Raw genomic sequence first — 14469 nt, 5'->3', positions numbered from 1 at the left:
AAAAATATTCAGTTCTTAAATTAGAAAGTCTTTGTTTGTGAGTTGTGAGTTGTGAGTTGTGAGATGTGAGATGTGAAAGTTTGAAATGTGAAAGTTTGAAATGTGAGAAGGGAAAGACTGGTTGGTGGTTTTCATGATATATGATTTATTAATAGCTCGAACTCGACTAATAGTTGTGCAACTAATAACTTCCAATATCATTTTGGATTCTTCTCAGTAATTTTTTTTAGAATTTAGGATAAGCTCAGATCAATTGCCTTCAGTTTTAACTGAAGGTCCAGAATTAATTAATCATAAAAAGGCTTTAGCCAAACTCTTTGAAGGTTCGACTAAAGCCTTTGTGTGTGTTTTTAAATAATCTCCAGTTAAAATCAGAGCCAACTCACAACTCACAACTCACATCAAAAAAAATAAGGCTGCTTTTTCAGAACAGCCTTAAAGTGGTATTTAAAATGAATTATTGATTAATAGACCAAATAGAATATCCTTTAGGCGGACATTGAATCTTAACCCATTTATCTCCCTGAGTGGTCGGATACCAGCTCGAGTTTCCTGTAAAGTCTTTAATCTGAGTGTTGGCCCAATTCGTCTGAATCCATCTTTCCTGCCAAGTATCAGAATTATTGATGTAAACCACTAAGCCGGGATTTCCGTTGTAACCATTTCTTCTGGCGATATATTCATCATTGTCGGCGTATAAAATAGAAGTGGTTCCTGTTGCTTTGTTATTGTGAATCCAGATCAGATTGTTTAATTTGTTTTTGTCAAGCCATTCTTCATAATCTCGGTAAAAGATGGTTGGGTAGCCTTCATGAGTCAAAATATAAGAGTAGGCAAGGAGTTTGCTCCAGATCTCATCAGTGTCATGATTGGATACAAAAGTTACCGCTTTGTACGGATTTCTTTTCCACATCATATCATCATTTAAAAGAGCCAGATTGTTTCCGTCAAAAGCATCATTCATTTTGTAGTAACAGGCGAAATCAAAAACAGAACTATTAGCATTGTTTGCCCAGTCATTTAGCGTGTTTACGTTAGAGTCCCATAATTCGCCTACAGAAAAACCGCCAACATTGGCATTCCAGGAGTTTACTACCCAGGCACCAAAACCTTTTACATAGTCAAATCTCCAGCCGTCAAATTTCATGGTGTTTTTATAATATTTACCAACTCCGTCTGCTCTAAGCCATAACCAGTCCTGTACATAAGGATTGGCATGACATAAATCGGGAAATCCACCGAAGGCACCTTCGTCATTATTGCCGTAGCTGTTTTTGTAAAAGTCATTGTAGGAGCGTTTGAATTTTCCTGAAGCAACTCCGCTAAAGTTTGTCCACGTATTGGTTCCTGTAAACGGATTAGCTTCTGACTGGCCTCCGCTATTATGATTAATCACAATATCGGCATATACTTTCATGTTTTCGGCATGCGCTTTTGTAATCAGACTTACTAATTCTGTTTTTGATCCGAATCGGGTTTCGGTACTTCCATTTTGGTTGTAATCTCCAAAGTCAAAATAATCCGTTGGATCGTAACCCATTGAAAAAGCACCATTTTGTGCTTTAGATGCGGGAGGAAGCCATATAGAGCCAATTCCGGCATTCGACCAGGCAGTTACTTTGCTGTTTACGGTATCCCACCAGGTGCCGCCCGCGGGAACATCCCAATAGAAGGCCTGCATCATAACACCGCCACCCGGATTATCTACATACTTTCCGGTGAGTGAAGCTTTTGAATCGCCTGTACTAAAAGGCTTTCCGTCGTGATTGGTAACATTGATGATTTTAAATTGTTGGCTTTCTGCTTTGGTGTCAATTTCATTGGCTTCATTTGAGGAGCAGGAATACAAAAATGCTGTAATAGCCAAAAAAGAATAAATTTTTGGGATTGGTTTTTTCATAATTAAGGATTTGGTTTGGTTACGTTAATAAAGTTGCAATTGTAATTTATAGGATTTAAAAACAGAAATATTCGCAATTTTTAAGCGTATAAATTATCGATTACCTATCTAAAGTAGGTGTTTTTTGCTCCGATTTTAAGTATCCGGAAATATCTGTATCGCGAAAACGTTGTAGTGTTGAAAACTTTTTTTTATTTCACTGATAAATAGTTAATTATGGATTATTAAAGATAATTTGGATGAAAGTATAAGCCTATTTCGTAATTGGTAATTTTTGCGCTCTTTTTTTAAAGGTTTTTATATTCATAAACAGCACTTTATTTGTCGGATTTAAGAGTTATCATATAATTTTTTGTTAATAGTATAGCCGATAGTTGTATTATGTAATTGAATTGTTATTTTTGTTCGTTATAAGTTAAAAGAAATCAGCTCCTGATTAGGTGCTATTGTCTGAGAATTCAGGTAATAGATATTGAATTACGGCTCGATTTACAAATGAAATTTTAAAGCAAGATCTTTACATTCAAATTAAATTTAAAATAATGTTATTAAAAAAATTACAGCTAAAAACGATTGATTACAGGTTTGGGTTAACAATGTGTTTTTTACTTTTTTTCAACTCTGTCATTACTGCACAGGAAATAATTAAAGATGTTGTGGCTGAAAAACCAGCTGAAGTGCCTTCAGGGCAGAAGCGAAAAATCGATGGTATTATTGCTACTGTAGGAGATTATATTGTTTTAGACTCAGATATTGACAAGGGATTTTTGGAAATCAGTGCTCAGGGTGGTTCTGTAAAAGATATTACCAGATGCCAGATGCTTGGTAAACTGTTAGAAGATAAATTGTATGCACATCAGGCTATTCAGGATAGTATTATTGTAAGTGATGCCGAGATAAGAGGTATGATGGAAGAGCGTTTGAATTATATGACCCAACAAGTTGGTGATATTAATAAAGTAGTAGCGTATTACAAGAAAAATTCGGTAGAAGAATTTAAAACGTATTTTGCGGATATCTTAAAAGAGCAAAAATTAGCGTCAGAAATGACCAAAAAAATTGTTGATGCTGTAGAAATTACTCCGGAAGAGGTTCGTAATTTCTTCAAAAAAATACCAAAAGATCAGTTGCCAACTTTTGGAGCTGAAATGGAAGTGGCGCAAATTGTTGTAGAGCCTAAAGTGTCAGATGCAGATAAGCAAAAAGTGAAAGACAGATTAAATGCAATCAGAAAAGATGTTTTAGAGGGTTCCAGTTTTGCTACCAAAGCGGTTTTGTATTCGCAGGATCCGGGATCTTCACCAAATGGAGGTTATTATAAAATGACCAGAAAAACACCTTTTGTAAAAGAATTTAAGGACGTTGCTTTTAGTTTGCAGCAGGGAGAAATCTCTGAACCATTTGAAACTACTTTTGGTTTTCATATTATCATGGTGGATAAAATTAAAGGTCAGGAAGTAGAATTAAGACACATTTTGATTTCACCAACGGTATCTGAGGATGCTTTAAAAGAAGCTAAAGAGCGAATTACAAATGTTAGAAACAAAATAATCAATAAAGAAATTTCGTTTGCTGATGCTGCAAGAACAGAATCTGACGAAAAAGAGACCAGAGCAAATGGAGGAACGTTAGTGAACCCTAATACACAGGATACTCGTTTCGAATTGACTAAAATGGATCCTACTTTGTATAGCCAGGTTTCTAATTTGAAAGACGATGAAATTTCTCAGCCACTTTTAAATACAGACGATAAAGGTAAAAAGACATACAAGCTGATTACCGTTACCAATAGAATTGACGAGCATACAGCTGATTATGCTAAAGATTATACGAAGATTAAAGAATTAGCATTAAAAGAAAAACAAATCAGCGCGATTGCCAAATGGTTTGATACCAAAATTAAAGACACCTATATTAAGATTATTGGAGAATATAGAGATTGTACTTTCACAAACAATTGGTTGAAAAAATAATTTTTATTAAATAAATAAAAAGAGTTAGTTTTATGAATTCATAGAACTAACTCTTTTTAATTTTAAAATATATTTAAATGTCTGACGTAACAGCAATTCACAATTTAGTTCAAAAAAGAAATGAATTAAAAATAGAAATAGCGAAAATTATTGTAGGCCAGGACGAGGTTATCGATCAGATTTTGATCTGTATTTTTTCCGGTGGACACGCACTTTTAATAGGTGTGCCGGGATTGGCAAAAACATTATTGATTAATACTTTGTCGCAAGCTTTAGGTTTAGATTTTAAAAGAATTCAATTTACACCTGACTTAATGCCTTCGGATATTTTGGGAAGTGAAATTTTAGATGAAAGCAGGAAGTTTAAATTTATTAAAGGTCCGATTTTCTCTAATATTATTCTGGCAGATGAGATTAACAGAACTCCGCCTAAAACGCAGGCTGCTTTGCTTGAAGCGATGCAGGAACGTTCGGTGACGATTGCCGGTGAAAATCATAAGTTAGATTTGCCTTATTTTGTTTTGGCAACACAAAACCCAATTGAACAGGAAGGTACCTATCCGTTGCCGGAAGCGCAGTTGGATCGTTTTATGTTTGCAATAAAATTAGAATATCCTAGTTTCGAAGAAGAAGTACAGGTGGTAAAACGCACGACCTCTGATAGTAAAACGGATATTAATCCGTTGTTTACAGGACAGGAAATTATCGATTTCCAACATTTGATTCGCAGAATTCCTGTAGCAGACAATGTGGTGGAGTATGCCGTAACTTTGGTTAGTAAAACAAGACCGGATAACGCCTTGTCAAATGATTTTGTGAAAAATTATCTGGATTGGGGAGCAGGACCAAGAGCCTCTCAAAATCTAATTTTGGCTGCGAAAGCACATGCTGCTTTTAATGGTAAATTTTCTCCGGATATTGAAGATGTAAAAGCGGTCGCAACCGGAATTCTAAGACATCGTATCATTAAAAACTACAAAGCTGATGCCGAAGGAATCACAGAAGAGATAATTATAAAAAAACTAATGTAATTTAGTTGTAAAATAGCTAAAAGCCCAAACTGATAAGTACTTCCGGTTTGGGCTTTTTTTTAAGCGCAAAGAAAAGTCTTTTGCACGCAGATTTAGCAGATTATGCTGATTTTTTTGTTTTGTTATTTCGATATAAATAATTTGAATAAATCTGCTAGATCTGCGAGAGAAACTTTGCGACTCTGCGAGCATATTGTTTTTAATTGTTATTTAATTGCCTTTGTAATTGTCATTTCAACACAGGAGAAATCACATCCAGTATTCGACATAGATTAGCGACATTCTTTGTGGAGTTTCAGTTGCGATTTCTCCTACGTCGAAATGACACGATCAAAAACTTTACAACTCAGCTAGCAAAAACAGTATCCTATGATTAAAACCTTGCGACCTTAGCGTAAAACCTTCGCGCCCCTTGCGGTTAAATACACGAAAAGCTAAGAGTTTTTAATTCCTCCAAAAGTTTCTGTATTGCTCCTTGAAGAATAAAGACAATGAGAGGGCTAAATAACCAACTATAACGTTGTAAATGCTAATTTAGAAAGGTTCTTTACTTAAAAAGGCCCTAAAATGACCTTAGTCTGTAACACCGGATTTCGACTTTAATAAAGAAAGGATTTTAAAATAGTAATAAATCATTTTTTTAATACAAAATTGAAATTTCGGCAAAAAACAGCAGTCAAAATCGTTTTTTAGCAATAATAACTTTTGAAAAGCCGACTTCTATTGTATTTTTTTTAATTCTCGTCTTTAATATTTAAATTTGCATACAAAAAAACAAAAAGACTTCTATATATTATGAATACGTATAACGATTACCTTAAAGAGATCGAAGAAAGAAAAGGTCAGGGACTTCACCCGAAGCCAATCGATGGTGCTGAATTACTAAGCGAAATCATCGCACAAATTAAAGATTTGGATAACGCCAATCGCGAGGATTCTCTTAAATTCTTTATTTATAATACAGTTCCCGGAACTACTAGTGCAGCTGGTGAGAAAGCTAAGTTTTTAAAAGAAATTATTCTTGGTACAGCTGTAGTGAAAGAAATCACACCTGCTTTTGCATTTGAATTGTTATCGCATATGAAAGGTGGGCCTTCGATTAAGGTCTTACTTGATTTAGCTTTAGGTAGCGATGTTGCTATTGCAAAAGAAGCAGCAAAGGTTCTTAAAACTCAGGTTTTCCTTTACGAAGCAGATACAGATCGTTTAGTGGAAGCTTTCAAAAGTGGTAACGAAACAGCAAAAGAAATTTTAGAAAGTTATGCTAAGGCGGAGTTCTTTACAAAACTTCCGGACGTAGCAGAAGAAATTAAAATAGTTACTTATATCGCGGGAGAAGGAGATATTTCAACCGATTTACTTTCTCCGGGTAATCAGGCGCACTCCAGATCAGATCGTGAACTTCACGGTAAATGTTTGATTTCTCCTCAGGCACAAGAGGAAATCAAAGCATTGCAAGCACAGCACCCTGATAAAAGTGTGATGTTAATTGCTGAAAAAGGGACGATGGGTGTAGGTTCATCAAGAATGTCAGGGGTAAACAATGTGGCACTTTGGAGTGGTAAACAAGCAAGTCCATATGTTCCGTTTATTAATATTGCTCCAATTGTAGCAGGAACAAACGGTATCTCTCCGATCTTCCTTACAACTGTTGATGTTACAGGTGGTATTGGTCTTGACCTTAAAAACTGGGTAAAAAAACTGGATGAAAATGGTGAGCCTCTTCGTAATGAAAGTGGTGATCCGATTTTAGAGGAAGTGTACTCTGTTGCTACAGGTACTGTTCTTACTATTAATACAAAGAAAAAGAAACTTTATAAGGGTGATGAGGAATTAATTGATATTGCTAAAGCCTTTACTCCTCAGAAAGTTGAATTTATAAAAGCCGGTGGATCATATGCTATTGTTTTTGGAAAAAAACTTCAAACATTAGCTTCTAAGACACTTGGTGTTGATGTTGTACCTGTATTTGCTCCTTCAAAAGAAGTTTCTATTGAGGGACAAGGTTTAACAGCAGTAGAAAAAATATTTAATAAAAACGCGGTTGGTACTACTCCGGGTAAAGTTTTACATGCAGGGTCAGATGTTCGTGTAGAAGTAAATATTGTAGGTTCACAAGATACAACAGGACTTATGACTTCTCAGGAATTAGAGTCTATGGCTGCTACTGTGATTTCTCCAATTGTTGACGGTGCTTACCAATCAGGTTGTCATACGGCTTCAGTTTGGGATAATAAATCTAAGGCTAATATCCCTAGACTTATGAAATTTATGAACGATTTTGGTTTGATCACAGCTCGTGACCCGAAAGGCGTTTACCATTCTATGACCGATGTAATTCATAAAGTTTTGAATGATATTACTGTAGACGAGTGGGCTATCATTATTGGTGGTGACTCTCATACCAGAATGTCTAAAGGGGTTGCTTTTGGTGCTGACTCAGGAACAGTTGCTCTTGCGCTTGCTACGGGTGAGGCTTCAATGCCAATTCCGGAATCAGTAAAAGTGACTTTCAAAGGAGATATGAAAGGCTATATGGATTTCCGTGATGTCGTTCATGCTACTCAGGCTCAGATGCTTCAGCAATTTGGAGGAGAGAATGTATTTCAAGGTAAAATCATTGAGGTTCATATCGGAACTCTTACCGCAGATCAAGCCTTTACATTTACAGACTGGACTGCAGAGATGAAAGCAAAAGCGTCTATTTGTATTTCTGAAGATGATACTTTGATCGAATCATTGGAGATTGCGAAAAGCAGAATCGAGATCATGATCGATAAAGGTATGGATAACGACAAGCACGTTCTTCAAGGATTGATTAATAAAGCAAACAAAAGAATCGCTGAGATTAGATCAGGAGAAAAACCTGCTTTGACTCCGGATGCAAATGCGAAGTATTACGCTGAGGTTGTTGTTGATTTGGATCAGATTGCAGAGCCAATGATTGCAGATCCGGATGTAAACAATGCTGACGTTTCTAAACGATATACACACGATACCATCAGACCTCTTTCTTTTTATGGAGGAGTGAAAAAAGTAGACCTTGGTTTTGTGGGGTCTTGTATGGTTCATAAAGGCGATTTGAAAATTCTTTCTCAAATGCTTAAGAACATCGATGCGCAGCAAGGTAAGGTTGAGTTTAAAGCACCACTTGTAGTGGCGCCACCTACTTATAATATTGTAGATGAACTTAAAGCCGAAGGAGACTGGGAAGTTTTACAAAAGTATTCCGGTTTCGAATTTGACGATAATGCTCCTAAATCAGCAGCACGTACCGGATACGAAAACATTTTGTATTTGGAACGTCCGGGTTGTAACCTATGTATGGGGAACCAGGAAAAAGCAGCTAAAGGAGATACTGTAATGGCAACTTCTACTCGTCTTTTCCAAGGAAGAGTTGTTGAAGATGCTGAGGGTAAAAAAGGGGAATCATTACTTTCGTCAACACCAGTTGTTGTCTTGTCTACTATTTTGGGAAGAACTCCAACAATGGATGAATATAAAGTGGCAGTGCAAGGAATTAATTTAACTCAATTTGCACCTTCTCACAAGCTATTGGTAAAATAAGCAGCTGATTAGCTAATCATACTTCAAAAGCCCGAGTTATAAACTCGGGCTTTTTCTTTTATAACTACTCTATTTTTTGTATCTTGTGGAGATCAAAAAAAAACAAAAAAACAATTATTCTTATGGCGTTCGATATTGAAATGATAAAAAAAGTGTATGACAACATGCCGGGTCGTGTTGATGCAGCACGCAAGATTGTTGGTCATCCACTTACTTTAACAGAGAAAATTTTGTACAATCACCTTTGGGACGGAACTCCGTCTAAGGTGTTTGGAAGAGGAGTTGATTATGTTGATTTTGCACCCGATCGCGTAGCTTGTCAGGATGCAACTGCTCAGATGGCATTATTGCAATTTATGCATGCCGGTAAATCTAAAGTAGCCGTTCCTACTACGGTACACTGTGATCACCTGATTCAGGCAAAAGTAGACGCTGCAACCGATTTGGCCAGAGCAAAAACACAAAGTAATGAAGTTTTCGATTTTCTGTCGTCAGTTTCTAATAAATACGGAATTGGTTTCTGGAAACCGGGAGCCGGAATTATTCACCAGGTAGTGCTTGAAAACTATGCATTCCCCGGAGGAATGATGATTGGTACCGATTCCCATACTGTAAATGCAGGAGGTTTAGGAATGGTAGCCATTGGTGTTGGTGGAGCTGATGCCGTAGATGTAATGTCCGGTATGGCCTGGGAATTGAAATTTCCTAAACTAATTGGAGTAAAGCTAACCGGTAAATTATCAGGTTGGACAGCTCCTAAAGATGTTATTCTTAAAGTGGCCGGTATTCTTACTGTAAAAGGTGGAACCGGTGCTATCGTTGAATATTTTGGTGAAGGGGCAACTTCTATGTCCTGTACCGGAAAAGGAACTATCTGTAATATGGGAGCCGAGATTGGAGCTACAACTTCAACTTTTGGTTATGATGCTTCTATGGGGCGTTATTTGCGTTCTACAAACAGAGCAGATGTTGCGGATGCTGCAGATAAAGTAGCTTCTTATTTAACAGGAGATCCTGAAGTATACGCTAACCCGGAACAGTATTTTGATCAGGTAATCGAAATTAACTTGTCAGAATTAGAGCCGCATTTAAACGGCCCGTTTACTCCGGATTTGGCGACTCCGATTTCTAAAATGAAAGAGGAAGCAATCAAAAATGGCTGGCCATTGCAAATTCAGGTTGGTTTAATAGGTTCCTGTACAAATTCCTCTTACGAAGATATTGCGCGTGCAGCCTCTTTAGCAGAACAAGTTTCTGCTAAAAACTTAAAAACGAAAGCCGAGTTTACCATTACTCCGGGTTCAGAGGTAGTGCGTTCTACTATTGAAAGAGATGGATTTATTGAAACTTTTCATAAAATTGGAGCAACCGTTTTTGCTAACGCTTGCGGACCTTGTATTGGTATGTGGGACAGAGAAGGAGCAGAGAAAGAAGAAAGAAACACTATCGTGCATTCTTTCAATCGTAACTTCTCAAAACGTGCAGATGGTAACCCAAATACTTTAGCTTTTGTTGGTTCGCCGGAATTGGTAACTGCTATGGCTATCGCGGGAGATTTAAGTTTTAATCCGCTAACGGATAAACTAATCAACGAAGATGGTGAAGAAGTAATGCTTGAAGCTCCAACAGGAGATGAGTTGCCTTCTAAAGGATTTTACGCAGAAGATCCGGGCTTTCAGGCTCCGGCAGCAGATGGTTCAGGGGTTCAGGTAGTGGTAAATCCTACATCGGAACGTTTGCAATTACTGGCTCCGTTTGATGCCTGGGATGGCAAAAATATCACAGGGGCTAAATTGTTGATCAAAGCATTCGGAAAATGTACTACAGATCATATTTCTATGGCTGGACCATGGTTGCGTTTCCGTGGACATTTAGATAATATTTCTAACAATATGTTGATTGGTGCTGTGAATGCATTCAATCAAAAAACAAACTCCGTTAAAAATCAATTAACCGGAGAATACGATGCCGTTCCTGCTGTAGCCCGTGCTTATAAAGCGGCCGGAGTTCCGTCTATTGTTGTAGGAGATCACAACTACGGAGAAGGTTCTTCACGTGAGCATGCTGCTATGGAGCCACGTTTCTTAGGTGTTAAAGCGGTACTGGTGAAATCATTTGCCCGTATTCATGAAACAAACCTTAAAAAACAAGGTCTTTTGGGACTAACATTTGCGAATGAAGCAGATTATGATAAAATTCAGGAGAACGATACGATTAATTTTATTGATTTAGTTGATTTCGCTCCGGGAAAACCATTGTCATTAGAATTTGTTCATGCCGATGGAATCAAAGATGTTATTCTGGCAAACCATACCTACAACGAAGGACAAATCGGATGGTTTGTTGCCGGTTCTGCATTAAATTTAATTGCTGCCGGAAAAGCATAATAGATACTAGAAATAATCAATTGCCTCTTGTTTTAGCGAGGGGGAAGAATTGAGTAGTGAAAAAAAGGCTTTAGCCGAACTTCTTTGAAGGTTTGGCTAGAGTCTTTTTGTTTTTCTAATGCCGAAATGTATAGTTTTTTTAACCGCAAGGAGCGCAAAGGTTTACGCGAAGTTCGCAGTGAAATTTTTTTACGCAGATTTGCTTCAGTAGTTCGCTATTGTTCGGGTAGCATACTTATTCAGATTGTTTTATCGAAATAACAAAGCAAAAATATCGGCTTAATCTGCGTGCAAAAGACTTTCCGTCTTTGTGTTTTAAAAGGATAAAATCCTTGCGTCCCTTGCGGTTAAATAAACTCAAATTTCTTGTGAATTTAATAGGAGTAAGATTGATTTTATTGCGGAATTGTTAATTTTGGTAAAAACAAGAGTTAAAAACTAGGCTTTTTTGTTTTAAAAAGTTAAATTCGCCTTATAAGTAATAGAATTGTGTTTTTTACTAATGGAACACAAAATTGAGAATAAAAAATCCCCCAAATAATGATTTTTAGGTTAACTGTTGTATTATTTTTTTTTAGTTTGAGTGTTTTTTCCCAGGAAAAGTATAGTAAACATATTATTTCTGAGGGAGATAATATATCCATAATAGCACAAAAATACGGAGTAAAAATTAAAGATATCACCAAAGCAAATCCGAATAGTCCGAAGATATTAAAACTAAAATCGGTTTTGTTAATTCCAAATAAAAATCAGAAAGCAGTCGCTAGTAAAAAAAAGGAAACCCCTGCAACTAATGCTCCCGGATCGTATGTTGTTGAGACAAATGATACATTTTGGGGTATCGCTAAAAAGTATAATGTTTCGGTTAATGATCTTAAAAAAGCAAATCCAATTTTGGATACGGAAAATTTAAGAAAAGGGCAGCAAATTAATATCCCGTCTAAGGCGCTTGCAGAGTCGGCAAAACCTGCTGAAAATATTGAGGACCTAAAAGCAAAACTGAAACCGGAAGAAGTAGAGGTAGTAAGAGAGGTTTTGCCTAAAGAAACTAAATATGCAATTGCCAAAGAATTCGGAATTTCTGTTAAAGAATTAGAAAAACAAAATCCGGCCATAAAAAAAAGATTAAAGGTTGGTTCGATGCTTAAAGTGCGTATTCCAAAAGAGAAAGCCGAGATATTAATGGCTTTAAAGACAACACCGGAATTAAAAGAACCAACGTCAACTCCTGAGGTGATTGCAGAAAATCCAACTGTTGTAAAGGATACATCGACTGTTATTAGAGTTAGTAACCATTCTGATTTAATCAATCAGTTAATTGAAAGTGCTACTCAGAATATCGGAATTCGGTATCGTTCAGGCGGAACAACCAGAGCAGGTTACGATTGCTCCGGTTTAATGATCTCCACTTTTAATGGTTTTGATATTAAGTTACCGAGAAGTTCTATTGAGCAGTCACGTATCGGAATGAGAGTCAGTGCTGATGAGGCACAAAGAGGAGATTTGATTTTCTTTAAAACCAATGGCAGACGTCGTATCAATCATGTTGGTATGGTCGTAGAAGTCACGGATGGTGAAATTAAGTTTGTGCACTCAGCAACTCATGGCGGAGTGATGATTTCTTCTACTAAAGAGGCTTATTACGGAAGAAATTTTTCACAGGTAAACCGTATTTTGAAATAGTAATAACTGTTATGTCTATACCTTTAGTTGAATTGTTTTTTTGAATTCTTCAATCGGTAATGGTTTGTTTAAAAAACCGCTAACATAATTGTTTTTGTTTATTCTTTTTATTTCATCGGGGTCCAGGGTAGATGAAAGTACATAAATTTGAATCTCTTTTTTTAATTCAGCGCTTAATTTATCGTACGCATCCAGAAATTCAAAGCCATTCATTATTGGCATTTGAATGTCCAGTAAAATAATCAGAGGTTGCTTTAGGTCTTCATGATTATAAAGCCATTGCATGGCTTCGAGACCATTATTTGTAATGTTTACCTCTGCCACATCAAGAAACTTTTTTAATAATTGCTTAATGACCAGCTGATCGATCAAATTGTCTTCGATTAATAAAAATAAAGGTTTACATTCCATTTGAGCTTGGTATTGTTACAATAAATTTACTTCCAATACTATTTTCCGAGGAAACAAAAATGGTACCTTTGATATTTTCGACCGCTTCTTTTACGATATAAAGCCCTAATCCGGAGCCTTTATTTTTATTAGTTCCAAAGTACATCTCAAAGATATGTTCTTTGAATTCATCTTTAATTCCGATTCCGTTATCTGCGATTTCAATTTTATTATAACCATCCGAAATATAGGTTTTAATAGAGATAAACATTTCCTGTTTACTGCTATCAGCATATTTTATTGCATTAGAAAGTAAATTTGAAATAATAATTTTTAAGCGTAAGCTATCACTCTGAATTTGGTCAATTAAGAGCTCTTTTTTGATTTTGATTCGGTTGGCATTTTCGATATGCATTAATTGTGCAATCGCTTCATTAAACAATTCCCTAAGGCTTACTGGTTCAATAATAACAAGTTTGCGTTTGTTTTTAGAATAATCGATAATGTCACTAATAAACTGGTCTTGTCGGCTGAGACTTTGATGCATTAAAGTTAGATAGCCTCTAATCTGGTGTATGTTATCTTCTAATTGTGTAATTTCAATAAGTCCCTGTAGTGACGTTATAGGAGATCTCAAATCGTGCGATGCGCTATAAACGAAACGATCAAGTTCATGATTTACCAACAGCAGATTTTCGTTTTTAGCTTCGATTTCTTTTTTAGAGGTAAGAAGCCTTCTGACCATTATCGAATAGTAGCAACTCACACTACAGATGATCACGAGGATAAAAAAAATATTTGTAATCGTTAAAAGTGTTTTTATTTTCCTTGTTCCTTCACCAAGTGTATTCGAGAAGTTGCGTTCGTTGATCGTGAGTTTGTCGCTAATTTGGCTAATTTGACTCAGGTATTTTTGCTGATCCCCTACAGTAAGGATGTTGCGCTTGATTTTGGCATTGATTTCTGTTCCAATGATAAACAATTCGTCAATTAATTTATCGCCTTGTTCCCATTCGTGAATGGCTTTTGCTAAAAAAGGAACTTCTTTAAAATTGATAAACAACCACACAATATCATCAATATCTTCTTTGTGATTTCGACCTACTATAAACCCATTTCGGGCGGCTGTATCGTCACCTAATTTTAAAAGTGTTTCACGGGCAATGCCATCTCCTTGCGGAACTTTTAGTTCTTCGTTGTATAATTTCCATTGTTCAGGTTCTCGGGTATAGAGATAAGTAATAAGGTGGCGGGAAGCATCTTTCTGACCTTTCGAATAATGAGATTCTCCGTTGACATAAGCTCTGTTAGCAGATAGTATTTTGATGGTGAAAAAATTGGTGCAAATTAACAGAGCGCACGAAATGAACACAATTAATAACAGTATAAAAACATCTGGAAAACGAAAATTCTTTAAAACTTGGCCCTTCAACATAATTTCGTGATTTGTAGGTTCTTGATTCGGTTACCTAATTTTAATGAGTATTTAACGGCATTGTCATTCTATTAACAATTTTTTGAAGCTTGTGGTTTATTGA

The 14469-nt window shown here is 36.2% G+C and carries 8 protein-coding genes; 5 read left to right on the top strand and 3 right to left on the bottom strand.

Features of this window, described 5'->3' with window-relative positions; translation table 11 throughout:
• Positions 1–457: 457 nt before the first annotated feature.
• Complete coding sequence (locus G3A47_RS02120) at positions 458–1900, bottom strand: alpha-amylase (RefSeq protein WP_166919963.1); 1443 nt, start codon at positions 1898–1900, stop codon at positions 458–460.
• Positions 1901–2442: 542 nt separating this feature from the next.
• Between G3A47_RS02120 and G3A47_RS02115 the strand changes: the two genes are divergently transcribed.
• From G3A47_RS02115 to G3A47_RS02095, 5 genes are all read left to right on the top strand, one after another.
• Entirely contained in the window at positions 2443–3873 is a 1431-nt protein-coding gene (locus G3A47_RS02115) for a peptidylprolyl isomerase (protein ID WP_166919961.1), read from the top strand.
• Between the two features lie 77 nt (positions 3874–3950).
• Positions 3951–4904, top strand: a complete 954-nt coding sequence (locus G3A47_RS02110) for an AAA family ATPase (RefSeq protein ID WP_166919959.1) — start codon at positions 3951–3953, stop codon at positions 4902–4904.
• Between the two features lie 795 nt (positions 4905–5699).
• Positions 5700–8471, top strand: coding sequence for a bifunctional aconitate hydratase 2/2-methylisocitrate dehydratase (locus G3A47_RS02105; protein WP_166919957.1), 2772 nt, complete (start codon positions 5700–5702; stop codon positions 8469–8471).
• 122 nt (positions 8472–8593) lie between these two features.
• On the top strand, positions 8594–10858 hold the full coding sequence (locus G3A47_RS02100) for an aconitate hydratase (RefSeq protein ID WP_166919955.1): 2265 nt from the start codon (positions 8594–8596) through the stop codon (positions 10856–10858).
• Positions 10859–11437: 579 nt separating this feature from the next.
• Positions 11438–12541: a C40 family peptidase gene (locus G3A47_RS02095; protein ID WP_243860371.1), complete on the top strand. Its 1104-nt coding sequence runs from the start codon at positions 11438–11440 to the stop codon at positions 12539–12541.
• A gap of 15 nt (positions 12542–12556) precedes the next feature.
• On the opposite strand, the gene G3A47_RS02090 is transcribed toward G3A47_RS02095, so the two are convergent.
• Both G3A47_RS02090 and G3A47_RS02085 read right to left on the bottom strand, forming a co-directional pair.
• Positions 12557–12952: a response regulator gene (locus tag G3A47_RS02090; RefSeq protein WP_166919951.1), complete on the bottom strand. Its 396-nt coding sequence runs from the start codon at positions 12950–12952 to the stop codon at positions 12557–12559.
• The gene (locus G3A47_RS02085) at positions 12942–14366 is read right to left on the bottom strand and encodes a sensor histidine kinase (RefSeq protein ID WP_166919949.1); all 1425 of its coding nucleotides are present in this window, start codon (positions 14364–14366) and stop codon (positions 12942–12944) included. The genes G3A47_RS02090 and G3A47_RS02085 overlap by 11 nt, the downstream gene beginning before the upstream one ends.
• Positions 14367–14469: the final 103 nt, after the last annotated feature.

The sequence above is a fragment of the Flavobacterium poyangense genome, from assembly GCF_011751075.1.
Lineage (GTDB): Bacteria > Bacteroidota > Bacteroidia > Flavobacteriales > Flavobacteriaceae > Flavobacterium > Flavobacterium poyangense.
The sequence above is the reverse complement of the archived record's forward strand: the minus strand, read 5'-3'. Positions and strand labels throughout refer to the sequence as shown.